This is a genomic window from Cellulosimicrobium sp. JZ28, assembly GCF_015327065.1.
Taxonomy (GTDB): domain Bacteria; phylum Actinomycetota; class Actinomycetes; order Actinomycetales; family Cellulomonadaceae; genus Cellulosimicrobium; species Cellulosimicrobium funkei.
In genome coordinates, this window is sequence record NZ_CP017660.1 from 3,561,830 (window position 1) to 3,580,398 (window position 18,569).

General features: G+C 76.5%; 15 protein-coding genes. 7 read left to right on the forward strand and 8 right to left on the reverse strand.

Annotation, left to right across the window (positions count from 1 at the left end):
• Nucleotides 1-31 precede the first annotated feature (31 nt).
• Nucleotides 32-982 carry a hypothetical protein gene (locus tag BJP59_RS15955; protein ID WP_194521411.1) on the reverse strand — a complete coding sequence of 317 codons (951 nt, stop codon included), beginning with the start codon at nucleotides 980-982 and terminating at the stop codon, nucleotides 32-34.
• Nucleotides 983-1,065: 83 nt separating this feature from the next.
• On the opposite strand from BJP59_RS15955, the gene BJP59_RS15960 reads away from it, so the two are divergent.
• Nucleotides 1,066-1,494: an SRPBCC family protein gene (locus BJP59_RS15960; protein WP_228485119.1), complete on the forward strand. Its 429-nt coding sequence runs from the start codon at nucleotides 1,066-1,068 to the stop codon at nucleotides 1,492-1,494.
• 95 nt (nucleotides 1,495-1,589) lie between these two features.
• On the opposite strand, the gene BJP59_RS15965 is transcribed toward BJP59_RS15960, so the two are convergent.
• Nucleotides 1,590-5,192: a DUF5979 domain-containing protein gene (locus BJP59_RS15965; RefSeq protein WP_194521412.1), complete on the reverse strand. Its 3,603-nt coding sequence runs from the start codon at nucleotides 5,190-5,192 to the stop codon at nucleotides 1,590-1,592.
• A gap of 199 nt (nucleotides 5,193-5,391) precedes the next feature.
• On the opposite strand from BJP59_RS15965, the gene BJP59_RS15970 reads away from it, so the two are divergent.
• Complete coding sequence (locus BJP59_RS15970) at nucleotides 5,392-6,606, forward strand: glycoside hydrolase family 3 N-terminal domain-containing protein (RefSeq protein ID WP_336244579.1); 1,215 nt, start codon at nucleotides 5,392-5,394, stop codon at nucleotides 6,604-6,606.
• A 29-nt stretch (nucleotides 6,607-6,635) separates the two neighbouring features.
• Entirely contained in the window at nucleotides 6,636-7,688 is a 1,053-nt protein-coding gene (locus BJP59_RS15975) for a LacI family DNA-binding transcriptional regulator (protein ID WP_114553285.1), read from the forward strand.
• 88 nt (nucleotides 7,689-7,776) lie between these two features.
• Here the strand turns inward: BJP59_RS15975 and BJP59_RS15980 are convergent, their stop codons facing one another.
• The 4 genes from BJP59_RS15980 to BJP59_RS15995 form a co-directional block, all read right to left on the reverse strand.
• Entirely contained in the window at nucleotides 7,777-8,055 is a 279-nt protein-coding gene (locus tag BJP59_RS15980; protein ID WP_034654462.1) for a hypothetical protein, read from the reverse strand.
• Nucleotides 8,056-8,078: 23 nt separating this feature from the next.
• A complete protein-coding gene (locus tag BJP59_RS15985; RefSeq protein ID WP_086149942.1) occupies nucleotides 8,079-9,356 on the reverse strand; it encodes an inorganic phosphate transporter in 1,278 nt (425 codons plus the stop codon).
• A gap of 199 nt (nucleotides 9,357-9,555) precedes the next feature.
• Entirely contained in the window at nucleotides 9,556-11,250 is a 1,695-nt protein-coding gene (locus BJP59_RS15990; protein WP_194521414.1) for a hypothetical protein, read from the reverse strand.
• A gap of 99 nt (nucleotides 11,251-11,349) precedes the next feature.
• Complete coding sequence (locus tag BJP59_RS15995) at nucleotides 11,350-12,198, reverse strand: NUDIX hydrolase (protein ID WP_194521415.1); 849 nt, start codon at nucleotides 12,196-12,198, stop codon at nucleotides 11,350-11,352.
• 97 nt (nucleotides 12,199-12,295) lie between these two features.
• Here BJP59_RS15995 and BJP59_RS16000 point away from each other — a divergent pair, with 97 nt between their 5' ends.
• From BJP59_RS16000 to BJP59_RS16010, 4 genes are all read left to right on the forward strand, one after another.
• The gene (locus tag BJP59_RS16000) at nucleotides 12,296-13,339 is read left to right on the forward strand and encodes an SPFH domain-containing protein (protein WP_043658139.1); all 1,044 of its coding nucleotides are present in this window, start codon (nucleotides 12,296-12,298) and stop codon (nucleotides 13,337-13,339) included.
• Between the two features lie 2 nt (nucleotides 13,340-13,341).
• Nucleotides 13,342-13,605, forward strand: coding sequence for a hypothetical protein (locus tag BJP59_RS19925; protein ID WP_228485121.1), 264 nt, complete (start codon nucleotides 13,342-13,344; stop codon nucleotides 13,603-13,605).
• A complete protein-coding gene (locus tag BJP59_RS16005; protein WP_228485122.1) occupies nucleotides 13,596-14,264 on the forward strand; it encodes a hypothetical protein in 669 nt (222 codons plus the stop codon). The genes BJP59_RS19925 and BJP59_RS16005 overlap by 10 nt, the downstream gene beginning before the upstream one ends.
• Before the next feature lie 172 nt (nucleotides 14,265-14,436).
• Complete coding sequence (locus tag BJP59_RS16010) at nucleotides 14,437-15,081, forward strand: zinc ribbon domain-containing protein (protein ID WP_216608014.1); 645 nt, start codon at nucleotides 14,437-14,439, stop codon at nucleotides 15,079-15,081.
• Between the two features lie 81 nt (nucleotides 15,082-15,162).
• Here BJP59_RS16010 and BJP59_RS16015 read toward each other — a convergent pair whose 3' ends face one another.
• Both BJP59_RS16015 and BJP59_RS16020 read right to left on the reverse strand, forming a co-directional pair.
• Nucleotides 15,163-16,125: a hypothetical protein gene (locus BJP59_RS16015; protein WP_194521416.1), complete on the reverse strand. Its 963-nt coding sequence runs from the start codon at nucleotides 16,123-16,125 to the stop codon at nucleotides 15,163-15,165.
• Nucleotides 16,126-16,164: 39 nt separating this feature from the next.
• Entirely contained in the window at nucleotides 16,165-18,543 is a 2,379-nt protein-coding gene (locus BJP59_RS16020; RefSeq protein ID WP_194521417.1) for a S9 family peptidase, read from the reverse strand.
• Nucleotides 18,544-18,569: the final 26 nt, after the last annotated feature.

The following is an 18,569-nucleotide window of genomic DNA, read 5'->3' on the forward strand; positions in this document are numbered from 1 at the left end:
CGGGCCGCCCCCGCCCGCGGGGACGACGCTCTCAGGAGTCGAGCGCGTCCGCGACGGTGCGCGCGACCTCGGGGACGGCGAGGTAGCCGGCGGGCCGGGCGCCGTCGAGCACGACGGCCGCCGCGTGGTGGCCCGGCGCGGCGTTCGCGACGACGAGCTCCTCGATCCCCGGCGACGCCGGGTCGAGCGGGAACGCCGCCGGCCCGAGGCCGTGCAGCGCGAGCGCGTCCCGGGGGTCGCGCGCCGCGACCCACCGCCGCACGGGGGCCGGCACGCGCAGCGGGGCGCGCGCGGCCAGGACGTCCCGGATCGCGCGGACGGCGAGCGGGGACCCGAGCGTGAGCAGGAGCGGCACGTCCCAGCGCGCGGCGTCGGGGTGCTCGCGCAGCACGGCGTAGGCGACGACCGACCCGAGCGAGTGCGCGACGACGACGGCGGGCCCGTCCGTGGGGATCGCGGCGGCGAGCGCGTCGTCGATCGTCGTGCGGACGGCGCCGTCGTGCAGGTACGCCCAGACGTCGCGCGCGAGCAGCGCGACGACGGCGCCGCTCAGGCCCGGCACGGACCGGTCGAGCGCGGACAGCAGCAGGTTGAGCCACGCGCCGACGTCGCCTCCCACGGCGCCGTGCCCGGTGCCCTCCGGGCGCACCGGCACCGTCACGCCCGCGGCGCGCAGCACCTCCTCGGCGACGGCCGCCACGAACGCGGCCTCGTCCGCTGCCTCGGCCGCGGACGGAAGGGCGTCCCCGTCGCGCGTCGCGCCGACCGCGTGCACGGTGACCGGCGGCGGCGTCGTGGCGCCCCCGACGAGCGCGGCGAGCGTGTCGCCGTAGTAGACGAACGCCGTGTCCGCGTCGCGCACGACGACTCCGGAGCCCGCCGCCGCGAGGCCCGCGTCCAGGACCTCGGTCCACGTCCGGTCGAGCTGCTCGGCGTCGAGCCCCTGGTTGTCGCGGCCGTGGACGAGCACGAGTCGGGTCACGCGCCGAACCTACCGGCTGCCGGTGCCGCCCGGAGGGTCTACCGTCGGGCCCAGGAGCCAGCCCCCACCCCCCGGAGTCCCCCGTGAACGACCGCACCCTGACCGAGCACAGCACGACCGTCGAGACCCACGTCGCCCGGCCCCCGCAGGTCGTCTGGGCCGAGCTCATGCACCCGAGCGCCCGCTGGATGCTGGGCATGAACATCGAGACCGACTTCCGCCCCGGGAGCCCTGTGACGTTCGAGGGCCACTACATGGGCCGCGAGTTCGCCGACTGGGGCACCGTCGTGGCCGTCGAGCGCCCGCGCCTGCTGCACTTCACGCACTTCTCGCCCACCATGGGCCTGCCCGACGTGCCGGAGAGCTACCACGACATCGCGATCACGCTCGAGCCCGACGACTCGGGCACGCTCGTGCGCGTCGTCGAGCGCAACATCGAGACGGCGGAGCGCGCCGAGCGCGCGCACGCCCTGTGGACGAAGGCGCTCGCGACGCTCGCGGGCCACGACTGACGCGTCCCGCCCCGCACGACGACGGGCCGGTCACCCCCGCGAGGAGGTGACCGGCCCGTCGGCCGTCCGGCACCGGCCCGACGACGCCCCGCGCGTCAGGCGGTGCGGCGGCGGCGCGCGCGGACCACGAGGAGCGCGGCGCCCGTCCCGACGAGCAGCAGCGCGAGCGTCGTCACGACGACGGCGTCCGCACCCGTGATCGCGAGGCCGCCGGCCGACGACGCGGTGTTCGTCACCGTCACGACGACCGGCGCGCCCGCGCCGACCGTCACCTCGGTCACCCGCTCGTCACCGACGGTGAGCACCGGCGTGCCCCAGTCGACGCCGCGGACCGTCGGCAGGTCGGTCTCGGTGAGGCGCACGACGGTCCCGACGGGAAGGTCCTGCGGCCCGTCGACGACCTGGCTGTCGGCCCGCACCGTGAGCGTGCCGGTGACGGGCTCGCCGTCGCGGTCGAACGCGTAGCGGACGGTGAACTCGGTGCTCGCCGGCACGGAGCCCGCCGCGGCCCCCACGACCTCCTTCACGACGGAGAACCCGCCCACGGCCTGGTCGGCCGTGTTCGTCACCGTGACCAGCGCGTCCGTCCCGTCGCCGACGACGAGCGTCGGCGGGCTGAACACGGGCGTGCCCCACTCGACGCCCTCGACCGCCGGCAGGTCCGTCTCGCCGAACGTCACGACCGTCCCGGCCGGGAGGTTCTGCGGCCCGGCGACGACCGTGCCGTCGGCCGGGACCTCGACGGAGCCGCCCACGGGCGTGCCCTCGAGCTCGTACGCGTACGTGACCGTGAACGTCGTCCCCGCGGGGACGAGGTCCGCGCGGTCGCCCACGACCTCCTTCGCGACGGAGAACCCGCCGACCGCGGCCACGTCCTGGGTCGTGTTGGTCAGCGTGACGAGCGTGTCCTCGCCGTCACCGACCGTGACGGACGCGGGCGAGAACACCGGCGCGCCCCAGACGACGTCGCCCACCTCGGGCAGGTCGGTCTCCGTGAACGTCACGACCGTCCCGACCGGGAGGTCCTGCGGGCCGTCGACGGCCGTGCCGTCGGCGCGCACCGTGAGCGTCCCGGCGACCGGGCCGTCGTGGGTGAACCCGGCGGGCAGCGCCGCGGACCACGCGACCGAGAACTCCGTGCCCGGGGGCACGCTCCCGGCGAGGTCGCCGGTGACGGTCTTCGCGACGGAGAAGCCCCCGACGAGCGCGTCGGCCTGGTTGGTCAGCGCGACGCCCGCGACGGCGTCGCCGTCGCCGATGGTCACCGTCGCGGGCGAGAACACCGGATCGCCCCACGCGACCCCGGGGACCGTCGGCAGCGGCTGCCGCTCGGCGAAGCGCACGACGGTGCCCGCCGGGAGGTCCTGCGGCCCCGCGTCGACCGTGCCGTCGGCGCGGACCGTGAGCGTGCCCTGCGTGTCCCCCGCGTACTCGGCGCCCTCGGGGAGCTCCGCCGTCCAGTCGACGACGAACTCCGTGCCGCCCGGGACGGCGCCGGCCGCGCCGCCCGCGACGGTCTTCTGGACGGCGAACCCACCGACCTCCTGCACCGCCTCGGCGGCGTTCGTCAGCGTGACCTCGACGGCCGCGCCCTCGACCACCGTCACCGACGGCCCCGGGTCGAACGACGGGACGCCCCACACGACGCCGTCGACCGCGGGCAGCGGCTGCTGCTCCGCGAGCGCCACGACCGTGCCGACCGGCAGGTCCGCCGGGCCGCTCACGAGCGTGCCGTCGGCGCGCACCGTGAGCGTGCCCGTGGTCGGGCCGTCGTAGGCGACGCCCGCGGGGACGGTCGCGCGCCAGTCGACGAGGAACGCGGTGCTCGCCGGGACGTCGCCCGCGGCGGAGCCCTCGACGGCCTTGCGGACCGCGAACCCGCCGACGACGGGGTCCGCGACGTTGGTGACCGTCACCGCGACGCCCGTCGCGCCCTCGACGACCGTCACCGGCCCGGCCGGGCTCACGACCGGGTCGCCCCACGCGACGCCGTCGACCACCGGGAGCGGCAGCCGCTCGGTGAACGTCACCGTCGTGCCGACCGGCAGGTCGGCGGGCCCGGCCACCACGGCGCCGTCCGCGAGCACGGTCAGGGTGCCGGTGAGGTCGCCGTCGTACGTCGCGCCCTGCGGCAGCGTGGCCGCCCAGTCGACGAGGAACGCGGTGTCCGCCGGGACGAGGCCGAGGGCGTCCCCGGCGAGGACCTTCGCCACCGTGAAGCCGCCCGCGGCGGTGGTCCCGCCGCCGGCGTTCGCCGTGTTGACCACGGTGACCGTGACCGTCCGGCCCGCGGCGACGGTGAACTGCGCCGGGTCGCCGAGCGGCTCGCCGTCCACCCGGATCACCGGCGTGCCCCACTCGACGCCCGCCACCGACGGCAGGCTCGTCTCGCGGACCGTGACGACCGTGCCCTCGGGCAGGGTCGGCCCGTTCAGCAGTGCCCCGCTGATCGGGACCGTGAGCGTGTCGCCGCCGGTGACGCCGTCGGGCTGCTCGTAGGTGTACTCCACCTGGAACGTCGTGCCCGCGGGCACGTCCGCGGCCGCCTCGCCCGTCACGGTCTTCTGCACGGCGAAGCTCGCGCCCCCGGTGCAGTCGAACGGGCCGGGCCCGATCCACGGGTAGCTGTGCATCTCGAGCCCGCCGGTCACGCTCGGGTCGCCGAACGTGAGGTTCCCGCCCACGAGGACGCGGCCGTTCGTGCTCGTCGTGATCGTCGCGTCCGCGACCGGCGCGACGATCGTGCCGAGGAACTGGTCGGCCCGGCCCAGCGCGAGGTCCGGCGTGGACGCGAAGTTCCACAGGATGCGCGCGGCCCAGTTGCCGAAGCCCGGGTTGGAGTTGAAGTCGTTGATGAACGGCGAGCCGTTGCCCTCCCAGTAGTTGGGGCTCATGCTCACCGGCGCGTCACCGGTCACGTTGATCGCGATCGCGACGTCGTCCGGCACGTTCGCGAAGACGATCTCCTTGACGCCCGCGAGCTGCGCGGCGTCGACGGTGAACACCTGCGGGTCGGCGGCGCCGGAGCCGGTGAAGGTGACCCGGCTCCCCGACACGACGCCCGCCGCGGTCGCGGGCCACCCGGCGATCGTCGCCGACGCGTCGGCGACGACGGCACCGTACCCGGCCCACTCGCCGAGGGCCGCCGCACCCATGCCCTGCGTGACCGGGGCGTCCGCGCCCGGCGTCGTCCCGGCGGTCGAGAGCGACCCGCCGCCCGTGACCGCGGCACCGACGTTCACGGCGCCGCCGGTCGGCAGCGTCGAGCCGACGGTGACGCTCGTCTCCGGCCCGATCTCCAGGCCGCCCCCGACGGTGAGCATCACCGCACCGTCCGGCGGCGTGATCTGCGAGCCCGCTCCGACCGCGCCGATGCTGAAGTTCCCGGGGCCGTCGATCGTCGCCTCCCCCGCGACGACGAGCAGCCCCTCCGACTCCGCGGCGCTTGCCGTGGCGAGGTAGTCGCCCCCGGTCCACACCGTGACGTTCGTGTCCGTGAACAGCGGGGGCGTCTGGCCGACGTTCGGCATGTCCCCCGGCGCGGGGCAGGACCCGACCGCGGCGGAGGCCGGGCGCGCCTGCGGCCCCGAGACGAGGACGACGGCGCCGGCCAGGGCGAGCACGGCGGCGACGAGCGCCGCGACCGCTCTGCGCAGGCGTCCGGGTGCGACGCGGAGGGAGGGTGGGCGAGGGGTCATGCCGGGCTCCAGGTTCCGGGGGGGGTGCGCCCCGCGGCCGCGAAGCCAGGACGCCATGTCACCCAGGAGACGCGCCGGGACGCCGATCATGACGCGAACCCCGCGGTGACGTCGGTCATAACCCCCGGGGGTCGCAGCACTGCTCGGGACGGCACCCCTCCGCGGCCGTCGGGCTACCGTGGCGTCGGAGGTGTCGCCTGTGACCGCTCGTGCCCGGACCACCTGGATCGTCGTCGCCGTCGTGACCGCGCTCGCCGCCGTGGCGGCCGTCGCCTGGTACCTCACGCGGCCCGCCCCCGCGCCGCAGACCGCGCCGTCGGGCCCGCCGTCCGCCCCGGCCGACCCGACGCCGTCGGGCACGTCGCCGACGCCGTCCACCCCGCCCGAGGACCCCCTGGCCGGGTGGACGCTCGAGCAGAAGGTGGGGCAGCTCTTCATGGTCGGGGTCGACGTGCGGGACCCGCAGCAGGTGAGCTACGACGCCGTCTCGCGCCTGCACGTGGGCAACGTGTTCCTCGCGGGCCGCTCGCAGGCCGGGACCGGCCCGACGGCGGACCTCGTCGCGGGCTTCACGGCGCTCGTCTCCCCGGAGACGACGAACGGCACCCCGCTGTTCGTCGCGACGGACCAGGAGGGCGGGAAGGTCCAGGTGCTGCGCGGGCCCGGGTTCTCGCAGATCCCGGCGGCGACCGACCAGGCCCGGCTCGACCCGGCGACGCTCCAGGCCGACGCGACCACGTGGGGCGCCGAGCTCGCCGCGGCGGGCGTGAACCTCAACCTCGCGCCCGTGATGGACCTCGTGCCCGAGGGGACGGCCGCGCAGAACCCGCCGATCGGGGCCTTCCAGCGCAGCTACGGGTTCACCCCGGACTCCGTCACGTCGCACGCGAACGCGTTCAGCGCGGGCATGGAGGCGTCGGGCGTGGACGTGACGATCAAGCACTTCCCCGGGCTCGGCCGCGTCACCGAGAACACCGACACCGACGCCGGGGTCACCGACGACGTGACGACGCGCGACGACCCGTCGGTCGCCGTCTTCGCGTCGGGCATCGAGGCCGGCGCGGCGTTCGTCATGACCTCCACGGCCGTCTACCCGCAGATCGACGGGACGCTCCCCGCGGCCTTCTCGCCCGTCGTCGTGGACGGGATGCTGCGGGGCGACCTGGGGTTCGACGGCGTCGTCCTCACCGACGACGTGTCCGCCGCGCAGCAGGTGCAGGCCTGGTCGCCCGCGGACCGCGCCGTCCTGACGATCGCCGCGGGCGGCGACATGGTGCTGGCGTCCGCGGACCCGAGCGTCGTCGAGCCCATGGTGGCGGCCGTCGTCGAGCGGGCGTCGAGCGACGACGCGTTCGCCGCGCGGGTCGACGCAGCCGTGCTGCGCGTGCTCGCGGCGAAGGAGCGGCTGCGCTGAGCGCACGGCCCGGCGGTATAACTGACCGCATGGCTGCCCGTCGCCCCGCTCCCCGCCCGACGCTCGAGGCCGTCGCGGCCGTCGCGGGCGTCTCCCGCGCCACGGTGTCCCGCGTGATCAACGGCGTGCCGACGGTGGACCCGGCGATCGTGGCGGTCGTCGAGCAGGCGATCGACGAGACGGGCTACGTCCCCAACCTCGCCGCCCGGACGCTCGTGACCCGGCGCACGGGGTCGGTCGCGCTCGTCGTGTCCGAGCCGTCGGAGCAGCGCTCCCCGAGCCCGTTCCTCGAGCGGCTGTTCACCGACCCGTACATCGGGCGCGTGACGGCGGGCGCGCAGCTGGTGCTGCGCCCGCGCGACATCCACCTCGCGATCCTGCCCGCGGACCCGCCCGCGCACGACCAGGTCGTGCGCTACGTGCGGCAGGGGCACGTCGACGGCGTCCTGCTCATCACGTCGAGCGCGAGCGACCCGCTGCCGGCACGGTTCGCCGCGCTCACGGTCCCGGTCGTGCTGTCGACGCACCTCGACGGGGTCGACGAGGCGGCCGGCGTGAGCTGGGTGGACCTCGACCAGGCCGCCGGCGGCCGGATCGCCGCCGAGCGTCTGATCGCGGACGGCCGCACGCGCCTCGCGACCGTCGCCGGGCCGTCGGACGTGCCGTTCGCGCGGGGACGCCGCGACGGCTTCCTCGAGGCGGTGCGGGCCGCCGGGCTCGCGGAGCCGTTCGTCGTGGAGGGCGACTTCACGCGCGCGGGCGGGGAGGCCGCGGCGCGCGAGCTGCTCGCCGCGCGACCGGACGTCGACGGCGTGTTCGGCGCGAGCGACCTCATGGCCGACGGCGCGTCCCTCGTCCTGCAGGAGGCGGGCCGCCACGTCCCGCAGGACGTGGCCGTCGTCGGCTTCGACGACTCGACGGTCGCGCGCCAGGCCCACCCGCCGCTCACGACGGTCCGGCAGCCGGTCGAGGAGATGGCGGCCGAGATGGCGCGCCTCCTGCTCGCCGCGATCGACGACCCGGACACCGACGCGCGCTCGGTCCTGTTCGAGCCGCACCTCGTGGTCCGCGACTCCGCCTGACCCCCACCCGCTGAGTGCGTGAAAAAGTCGCGGTCGGGACGTCCGACCGCGACTCTCTCCTGCACTCAGCGGAGCGCGTCGTCCCGGGTCAGTGGCCCCCGCCCGCGACGAACGCGATGCCGACGGCGATCGCGACGACCACGACGGCGAAGCACACGACGGCGCCGACCTGACGGGGACGGGTCGCGCGCTCGACGCGCACGGTGCGGCCGTCGGACGTGAAGCGGCCGTCCGGGGTGCCGACCTCGACGGGCACGGCGCGCCCGGCGGCGAGCCGGACCCCCAGGGCGAACAGGGCGGGCAGGCCCGCGCCGACGACGAGGCCGGCGACGACGACCTTGAGCAGCGAGTCGATCTCGACGAACACGGTTCTCTCCTCCGGGCTGCCGGTCAGACGCCCGCGCGCTGGCGCGAGGCGGGCGTGGTCGGGGTGGTCGGCGCCGGGGCGGGCGCGGCGTCGGTGAACGGGTCGGCGACGTCGAGGCGACGCTCGAGCGCGGCCTCGCGCGCCTCGACGACCTCGGACTCGAGCCCGGCGTCCACCGCGCCCTCCTCCCAGGCGTCGTTGACGTTCGTGTGGTCGACGGGCTTGCGGCGCGAGGCGATCCAGATGGCCAGCGAGGACCCGACGAGGATCGCGAACACGACGACCGTCCCGGCGGCGCCCCCGATGCCGTGCTGGATGCCGTAGCAGGCCGCGCCGACGAGGCCGGCGGCCGGGAGCGTGAGGCCCCACGCGGCGAGCATGCGGCCCGCGACGCCCCAGCGGACCTTCGCGCCGGGCATCCCGACGCCGGAGCCCAGGATCGAGCCGGTCGCTACGTGCGTCGTCGAGAGCGAGTAGCCGAACAGGCCCGACATGAGGATGACCGCGGCGGACGACGTCTCGGCCGCCATGCCCTGGCGGGTGTCGATCTCGACGAGGCCCTTGCCGAGCGTGCGGATGATCCGCCAGCCGCCCAGGTAGGTGCCGAGGGCCATGAAGAACGCGCAGGACAGGATGACCCAGAACGGCACGCTCGAGTCGGCCGGGACGGCGCCCGCCGCGATGAGCGCGAGCAGGATGATGCCCATCGACTTCTGCGCGTCGTTGGTGCCGTGCGCGAGCGAGACGAGCGACGCGGAGCCGACCTGGCCCCAGCGGAACGCCCGCGTGGAGACGTCCTCGGGGACGTCGCGCGTGAGGCGGGCCACGGCCCACGTGCCGACGCTCGCGACGCCGACCGCGATGAGCGGGGCGAGCAGCGCGGGGATGAGCACCTTGGCGGCGACGCCGCTCCAGATGACGCCCTGCGTGCCGACTGCCGCGAGCACGGAGCCCACGACGCCGCCGATGAGGGCGTGCGACGAGCTCGACGGGATGCCGAGCAACCAGGTCAGGAGGTTCCAGGTGATGCCGCCCACGAGTCCCGCGAGGACGACCTCGAGGGTGATGACGTCGGCGTCGACCAGACCCTTCGCGATGGTCGCCGCGACGGCCAGGGAGAGGAACGCCCCGACCATGTTGAGGACGGCGGAGAGGGCGACGGCGGTCTTGGGCTTGAGGGCCTTGGTGGCGATGGACGTGGCCATCGCGTTGCCCGTGTCGTGGAAGCCGTTGGTGAAGTCGAAGGCCAGTGCGGTCACGACGACGAGCACCAGCAGGAGCGTCTCGGTCACGTCGTCCATGGTGCGGTCACGACCGCCGCGCGCTCGACCATCCTGTGGATTCTTCCGCCACTGTTCACCGACAGTTCATCCGGCGTTCGAAGCCCTCGTTCGAACGCCGGAGGGCCCGTCCGCTCCCGGGCCGGACGGCCCGGGAGCGGGGGCGGACGGCCCCTGGCGCAGCCGCATCGGGCGGGCCCGGCGCGGCCGTCCGCCCGCGTCAGGCCGGGGTTCGGGCGGCGAGCTCGGCGAGGGTGTCGTCGAGGTCCGCCACGACGGTCGCGACGGCCTCGCGCTGGGTCCGCGCGCGCTCCGCGGACGCGGCCACGGCGGTGCGCGCCTCGGCGAGGTCGGCGTCGAACCGGTCCGCGCGGGCCTGCGCCTCGGCGCGCTGGTCGCGTGCCCGCCGCTCCCCCGCGAACCACTGCCACGCGGCGAGGCCGGCCGCGACGACGGCCACCGTGAACCACGCCGGCGAGGCGGCGAGGCCGAGCACGACGCCGAGCGCCGCGACCGCGCCGGTCCCGCCGACGGCGCCCCACGACACGCCGTCCACCGGCTGCGCGAGGAGCTCCGCGCGGGCGGTCGCGGCCGGTGCGGCGCCGTCCTCGGTCGGCGTGACCGTCACGGTGCGGCGCCCGAGGCGCAGCTCGCGCGACGGCGCGGGCACCGCCGCGAGCTCGGCGGCCCGCGCGTGGGTCGCGGCCCGCAGTTCCTCGGCGACGAGGGGGCCCGCGAGCGCCGCGCGCCCGGGGTCGGTCCCGCGGGCGTCCTCGACGAGCAGGTCGACGAGCGTCCCCGCCGGGGCGTCCCACCCGGGCCCGTCCTCGCGGGGTGCTCGCCCGACGCGCTCGTCGAGCAGCGCCGCCCGGTCCAGGAGCCCGCGCTCCACGGGCGCCCCCTCGTCCACGAGCGACGCGACGACGTGGAGCAGCGCCGCGCCGGGCGCCTCGGGGGTCCCGGCCGGGAGGGGGCCGGGGCTCGGCGCGGGCACCGCGACCTCCCCCGCCACGAGCGCGCGCGACCACGCCGTCCACGACCGCAGGAGCGGGAGCGCGTCGGGGGCGGCGGCCCGACGGCGCGCCCCCGCCACGTCCTCCGCGGTCTCGGGGCTGCCCCAGGCCGCGCCGTCGGCGGGCGGCTCGGGCAGCGACGGCGCCGCCTCCAGGAGCCGGGCCCGCCAGCGGGCGCGTGCGTCGTCGTCGAGCAGCGCGACCCGCTCCGCGAGCGCGCGGCGCACGACCTCCACCCCGTCGCCGCCGAGGTGACCGGCCGCGGCCGCGACCCACAGCGCGCGCTCGGCCCCGGTGACGCCCACCTCGTCGGGCCCCTCGCCCGCGCCCGGCGACGGCTCGGGGGCGCCGTCGGCGCTCCCCCAGCCCGCGGCGGGCAGGACGGGCGCGTCGAGCACCCCCGGCACCCACTCGCGCGCGAGTCCCGGCTGCCCGACGAGCGCGCACACCGGGACGAGGTACGTCGCTGCACGACGGCGGTCGCGCAGCAAGGCCTCCTCGGCGGCCTCCCGGTCGAGCCGCCCGGCGGGGAGCTCGGCGACCGCGAGCGCGGCGGGCACGAGCCAGTAGCCGGGCACGTCCACGAGGTCCGGGGAGCGCCGCAGGTGCGACACGTCGCCCTCCCCCGTGACGACGGCCTGCGTGAGGGCGCGCGCCGCGTCGCGGGCGCGGCGCGCGGGCGTGAAGAGCGCGAGCTCCTCACGGACCTCGCCGAGCTCGATGAGCGCGTTGACGAGGCGCGTCAGCACCTCGACGCGGCTCGACAGGTCGCCCTCGAGCGACCGCAGGCGGCGGTGGAGCGACGCCTCGCGGGACCGCGCCATCGCGGCCTGGGCGGCGAGCTCGTCGGACAGGGCCCGCATGTTGCCCTGGTCGCTGCGCCAGGAGCTGTACGTCGACATGCGCGCGAGCGTACTCAGCCGGGCGGCGCTGTCGAGGGGGAGAACTCCCCCGGCGTGGGCCGTCGGTGCGGGGCACCGATGCCGGGCCCGGCCGAGGCGTCAGCGACGCGGGCGCATGAGAGGCGGGTCGAGCACCGCGGGCACGCTCGCGGGGGCGTCGTCCGGGTCGACCGCGGCGGCGTCGGATGCCGCGACGTCGGTCGCGGCGGCGTCGGCCGCGGCGGCGTCGGGTCCGGCGCCCGGCTGCGGGCCCGGCGCCGGGCGCGCCGCCCGGTAGAGCGCCGCGGGCCGCCCGGTCCCGCCCGACGTCGTGCGGCCCGTGTCCTCGAGGAAGCCGGCGGTCGTCGTGGCCTTGCGGGAGAAGTTCCGCGGGTCCAGCCGCACGCCCCAGACGGCCTCGTAGACGCGCCGCAGGTCGGCGACGGTGAACTCGGGCGGGCAGAACGCCGTCGCGAGCGCGGAGTACTCGAGCTTGGCGCGGGCCCGCTCGACGCCGTCGGCGAGGATCCGTGCGTGGTCGAACGCGAGGCCGGGCCCCGGCCCGTCCCCGAGCAAGGGCTCGACGGCGTGCCAGGCCGCTCCCCCGGCGTCGGACCCGGCGTGCACGACGCCGAACTCGGGCGCGAGCAGGAGGTACGCGACCGAGAGGACCGGCCCGCGCGGGTCGCGGTCGAGCGGGCCGTAGGTGCGGAGCTGCTCCAGGTGGCCGGGCGGTCGGACGCCCGTCTCCTCGGCGAGCTCGCGGCGCGCCGCCCGGGCGAGCCGCTCGCCCGGCAGCACGAACCCGCCGGGGAGCGCGAGCGCGCCGCGGTACGGCTCGACGCCGCGCTCGACGAGGAGCACGTGCAGCGCGTCGTCGCGCACGGTGAGCGCGACGACGTCGACCGTGACGGGCAGGAGGGCCGCGCCGGGCGGGACGTCGGGGGCCGGTGCGGCGGGTGCGGTCATGGACTCATCGTCGCACATTCGCGTCAGGTTGACGAGAACTGATGCACCGGCCTACGCTCGTTATCGTCAGGTTGACGAAAACAGATCGGAGACGACCATGGCCACCATCCGCACCTACCCGTGGACGCGGCACTTCCTCGGGAGCCCCACCGGGCACGTCGTGCACCTGCGCCGCGGGCGGGTCGCCCACGAGGGCGTCGGTCAGGCGTTCTGGTTCCGGCCCACGACGTCGGTCCTCTCCGAGGTCCCCGTCGACGACCAGGAGCTCCCCGTCTTCTTCCACGCCGTGACCGCCGACCACCAGGACGTCACCGTGCAGGCCGGCGTGACGTACCGGTTCGCCGACCCGGTGACCGTCTCGCAGCGCCTCGACTTCGCGGTCGACCCGGGCAGCGGCGAGACGAGCACCGCGGGTCGCGACCAGGTGACGAGCATCGTCGGGCGCCTCGCGCAGAGCCGGGCCACCGACGCGCTCGCCGCGATGCCCCTCGCCGACGCCCTGACGACCGGCGTGCCGCGCGTGCGCGACGTCCTCACCGAGGCGCTGACCACCGACCCGCGCCTCACCACGACGGGCATCGTCGTCATCGGCGTCCAGGTGCTCGCCGTCCGGCCGGAGAAGGACGTCGAGCGCGCGCTCCAGACGCCCGCGCGCGAGCACGTGCAGGCCGAGGCCGACCGCGCGACCTACGAGCGCCGGGCCCTCGCCGTCGAGCGCGAGCGGGCGATCGCGGAGAACGAGCTCGCGAGCAGGATCGAGCTCGCGACCCGGCGCGAGCGCCTCGTGGCCCAGGAGGGCGCGAACGCGAGGCGCGAGGCCGAGGAGAAGGCGGCCGCCGCCCTCGTCGACGCCCGCGCGACCGCCGAGCGCGCCCAGCTCGCGACCGACGCGAAGGCGGAGCAGGTGCGGGTCGTCGGCGCGGCCGAGGCCGCCGCCGAGCAGGCCCGCATGGACGTGTACGCGAGCGCCGGGCAGGGCACGCTCCTCGCGCTCGCGCTGCGCGAGGCCGCCGGGTCGCTGCCGGACGTGCAGAACCTCACCATCACGCCCGACCTGCTCACCGGGGTGCTGTCGACCCTGGCGCGCGGGCTCGGCCCCGACGGCGGGTCGCCCGCCACGGCGACCGGGAAGGCGGCCTGACGATGCTCCGGCGACGCGCCGTCGTCGTGCACCGGCGGACCGAGCTCGACGACCTGCTGGACCGGCACGGGACGCGCGGCCAGGCGGAGTTCTTCCTCCGGTCGCGCGGCCGGTCGCTGGCCGAGGTGCAGGCGCGGCACGACGCCCTCGCGGCCGCGCGCGACGCCGTCGTGGCCGCCCTGCCCCGGGCTGGGCGCGCGCCGACGTCGAGCGGGCGGACCTGTCGCGGTTCCTCGTCGCGCCCGAGGACGTGGTGGTGGTCGTAGGGCAGGACGGCCTCGTCGCGAACGTCGCGAAGTACCTGCACGGCCAGCCGGTCCTCGGCGTCGACCCGGAGCCCGGGGTGAACGCGGGCGTCCTCGTGCGGCACCCGGTCGCGGCGGCGACGGCCCTCCTGCGCGGGCTCGGGGCCGACGCCGAGGCGCCGGGCGGCGCGCCCGACCGGGTGGCGCTCCTGCCCGTCGACGCGCTCACCATGGTCCGCGCCGACCTCGACGACGGCCAGCACCTCACCGCGCTCAACGAGGTGTTCGTCGGGCACCCCAGCCACCAGAGCGCGCGCTACACGCTGCGCTGCGGCGCAGGTGAGGAGCGGCAGTCGTCGTCGGGCGTGCTCGTCGCGACGGGCACGGGCGCGACCGGCTGGTGGGCGTCGCTCGCGCACGACCGCGGCGGGCGGCGGGCCCCGGGGCGCACCGAGCACCGGCTCGGCTGGTTCGTCCGCGAGGCGTGGCCGTCGCCCGCGACGGGCGTCTCGCTCACCGAGGGCGTCGTCGAGGAGGGGGCCGACGTCGCGCTCACCGTCGCCTCGGACCGGCTCGTCGTGTTCGGTGACGGCGTGGAGGACGACCGCCTCGTCGCCTCGTGGGGCCAGACGGTGACGGTCCGCACCGCCGACGCCCCGCTCCGCCTCGTCCGCCCCTGAACCCCCGGCCGCGGCGCGCCCGCCGGTCGACCCGATTTCACCCGGGTGATCCGTCGGGACGGCGAGGGTCGGTGGGTAGCATCGCTGCGGTCACGGGATCCCCATGACTCCCCCCTCCCGCGGGCCTGGCCTGCGGGGACGCCGACCCCACGAGCCCACCGAGGTCCCCGCCATGAGCACGCCCATCGCCTTCACCGACAACGTCCGCGACCTGTCGAACGCCGGGGGCTACCAGTTCGAGTTCCGGTGCGAGCGCTGCGGCAACGGCTACCGCTCCGCCTACCGGACGGACGTCGTCGCGAAGGGCAGCAGCCTCGTCCAGGCGGCGGGCCGGTTCTTCGGGGGCAAGGTCGCCGACCTCTCCTACGCGGCGGGGTCGTGGGCCGCAGACCGCCAGACCAACTCGTCGGCGAAGGACAAGGCGCTCGACGCCGCCGTCGGCGAGGTGCGCGACGCGTTCCGTCAGTGCCACGGGTGCGGCGACTGGATGTGCCACGAGGTCTGCTGGAACGACGCCGTGGGGCAGTGCGTGCGTTGCTCGCCCAAGCAGGTGGAGGAGCTCGCCCAGCTCCAGGCCGAGGCCCGCCGGTACCAGGTCCAGGAGCAGCTCCGCACGACCGACCTCGTCGGCGGCGCGGACCTGCGGACGGCCGCCGTCACGCGGTGCCCGGCGTGCGACGCGAAGGTCGACGGCGGCAAGTTCTGCCCCGAGTGCGGCGAGCGCCTGGCGCAGGTGGCTGCGTGCCGCGAGTGCGGCACCCAGAACGCCGCGGCCGCGCGCTACTGCGCGGAGTGCGGCAGCCCGCAGTCCGTCTGACCCCCCGCCGCCGAGCATGCGGTCACAGCCCGTCCCCGACGCCGGACGGGCAACAACCCCATGCTCGGCGGCCTCGCGGGGTCAGTCTCCTCGTGGGGCGTCGTTCTGGTGCTGCTCGCGCTCGCGGCGGGCGCGGAGCACCGCCTCGCGGCGCTCGCCGATGGCGTCGCTCGTCAGGCTCGTGAGGCGGTCCTGCTCGGCGCGGGCCGCGGCGCGCTCCGCCTCCACGCGTGCGCGGTGCTCGGCCGACTGCGGGCGCGACCGGACGACGCGCGGGCCGTCGCGCATCACGTACCCGTCGGCGTGGCGCTCGAGCCACCGCTCGCGCCGCGCCGCGCGCACGCGCTCGCGGTGGAACCGCCAGACCCACCGGCGCCGCAGCGCGACCACGGACCACAGCGCGAACGGGACCGCGGCCACGACGAGCACGACCCGCCAGCCGGGCGGCAGCGCCGTCGACGCCCCCGCGCTCGCGAGCACCCACGCGACGCCGGCCGGCACCGCGGCCCCGGCCTCGCGGCGGTCGGGGTGCCAGCCGCAGACGGCGAAGCGCACGAGGGTGTCCGTGAGCCGCGAGCGCCGCTGCGGCTGGAGGGGCACGGGGAGCGGCCCGGGCACGGGCGGCCCGAGCGTCGTGCCCGGCGCGACCCGGCTCGTGAACGACAGCCGGTCGTCCCGGGACGACGGCCGCAGCGCCCGCCCGGCGTGCACGAACGCCAGCGCGGCGAGCGGCCAGACGGCGCACGACAGGTACCACGCGACCGGGCCGGCGAGCGCCACGGCGACCGGCGCGACGACCGCCAGCCGCCCGAGCTCGGCGCCGGGCGACGCGACGAGCTCGGCCCAGGGCTCCTGGTCCGCCGGCGGCGCGAGCAACCCGTACGCCGCGGGCGCGAGGTACAGGCCCAGGAGGGCGAGCCCGACGGCTGTCCCCACCAGCCCGACGGCGAGGTACCCGACCGGGCGCAGCAGCAGCGCGGCCCTCCCGGGCGGCGTCGCGTCGCGCGCCGTCCGCGGGTCGGGCGTCACGGTCTCGTCGGTCATCGCTCCCCCTCCGTCTGCGGCCTCACGCCCGCGGGCACGTCACCGGTCGACCAGCCCGAGCACGTCGAGCACCCACGCGTCCTCGTACGCGACCTCGCGCCAGCCCTCGTAGCGGCCCGAGACCCCGCCGTGCCCGGCGTGCATCTCGATCTTCAGCAGCGCGGGCGCCCCCGCGGCGCGCAGGCGCGCGACCCACTTCGCGGGCTCGACGTACAGCACGCGCGTGTCGTGGAACGACGTCACGGCGAGGATCCGCGGGTAGTGCGACGCGTCGTCGGGCACGTTCTCGTAGGGCGTGTACGTGCGCATGTACCGGTAGACGTCGGGGTCGTGCAGCGGGTCGCCCCACTCGTCCCACTCGACGACGGTGAGCGGGAGCGACGGGTCGAGGATCGAGGTGAGCGCGTCGACGAACGGCACCTGCGCGAGCACGCCCGCGAAGAGCTCGGGAGCGAGGTTCGTCACCGCGCCCATGAGCAGCCCGCCCGCCGAGCCGCCCTGCGCGACGAGCCGCTCCGGGCTCGTCCAGCCGGCGTCGACGAGGTGCCGCGCGACCGCGACGAAGTCCGTGAACGTGGTGCGCTTGGCGAGCGTCTTGCCCTCGTCGTACCAGCGGCGCCCCATCTCGCCCCCGCCGCGCACGTGCGCGACGGCGAACACGACCCCGCGGTCGAGCAGCGACAGGCGCGAGATGGAGAACCCCGGGTCGATGCTGATCTCGTACGACCCGTAGCCGTACAGCAGGAGCGGTGCCGGCTCGGCGCCCGTGCCCGTCGCGTCCAGCCCGACGGCGTCGCGCCGCCACACGAGCGACACCGGCACCTGCGTGCCGTCCTCGGCCGTGGCCCACTCGCGGCGCTGCACGTAGTCCGCGGCGTCGTAGCCGCCGAGCACGGGCTGCTGCTTGAGGAGCGTGAGCTCGTCGGTCTCGACCCGCAGGTCGTACACGGTCGACGGCGTGACGAAGCTCGTGTAGCTCAGCCGGACGTTCGGCTGGTCCCACTCGGGGTTGGCCCCGAGCGCGGCGGTGTACAGCGGCTCGTCGAACGCGACCTCGTGCACGTGCCAGAGGTCGGTCGCGGGCCCCGGCGTGTCGCCCGTGCGGATCGGGGTGGGCAGGCCCGCGGGCCGCGGCGGCTCGGGGCTCGCGAGGTCGATCACGCCGACCCGCGACAGCGCGTCGCGCCGGTAGGAGACCACGAGGTGCCCGGCGAACGCGTCCACGGCCTCGAGCCGGGTCGCGGGGTCGTGCGGCACGACGACGGTCGCGTCGCCCGGCCCGGCCGAGACGTCGGCGGCACCGGTGACGACGAGCTCGAAGTTCTCCGCGCCGTCGTTGTGCAGGACGAGCAGGACGTCCCGCCCCTCCCCCAACCCGCCGAGCACGGGGTCGGCGACCGGATTCTCGTCAGGACGGTCGCCGACCGCGTGCTCGGCGGTCGGGAACCACGTGCTCGGCAGGACGGCGTGCTCGACCGTGTACTCGACGCCCTCGCGGCGCGGCCAGACCACACGCGCCTCGCCCGTCGGGTCGTCGGCGTCGATCAGCCACGTCTCGGACGTGATCTTCGAGCCCACGTCGATCTGCACGAACCGCTGCGAGCGCGAGACGCCCACCCCGACCCAGAACCGCTCGTCGGGCTCCTCGAAGACGACGACGTCCTGGGTCGCGGGCGTGCCCACCTCGTGGCGCCACACGCGCCAGGGCCGCCACGCGTCGTCGACCGTCGGGTAGAACACGTACCGCCCGTCCGGGGAGAAGACGGCGCCCGGGAACGTCCCCGGGACCTCGTCCACGAGGTCGGTTCCGGACTCCAGATCGCGGATCCGCAGCGTGTAGCGCTCGTCGCCCACGACGTCGACCGCGTACGCGAGCCGCGTCCCGTCGGCCGAGACGTCGAACGACCCGAGCGAGAAGAACTCGTGGCCCTCCGCCTCGACGTTGTCGTCGAGGAGCACCTGCTCGCCCGGCACGGGCATGCCCGGCTCCAGCACGGGCGGCACCCAGGCCGACGGCGCGTCGCTGCCGAGGCTCGCGTCGATCGGGGCGCGGGCCCGGATCGGGTACTGCGACCCCTCGACCGTGCGCGCGTAGTACCAGTGCGCGCCCTGGCGCACCGGGACGGACAGGTCCGTCTCGAGCGTGCGGGCCTTGATCTCCTCGAAGATCCGCTCGCGCAGCGGCTCGAGGTGCGCGAGGCGCGCCTCGGTGTACGCGTTCTCGGCCTCGAGGTGCGCGACGACCTCGGGCGACTCCTTGTCCCGCAGCCACTCGTAGTCGTCGTCGACCGTCTCGCCGTGGTGCGTGCGCGGCGCGGGACGACGGGGGGCGACGGGCGCCTGCGGCGTCTCGGCCGGCTCGGCCACCTCGGGCTCGGGAGAAGGCGGCGTAGCGGGCTGCGTGAGGTCGTCGGGCATCTCGCCAGGGTAGTGCCGGGACGCGG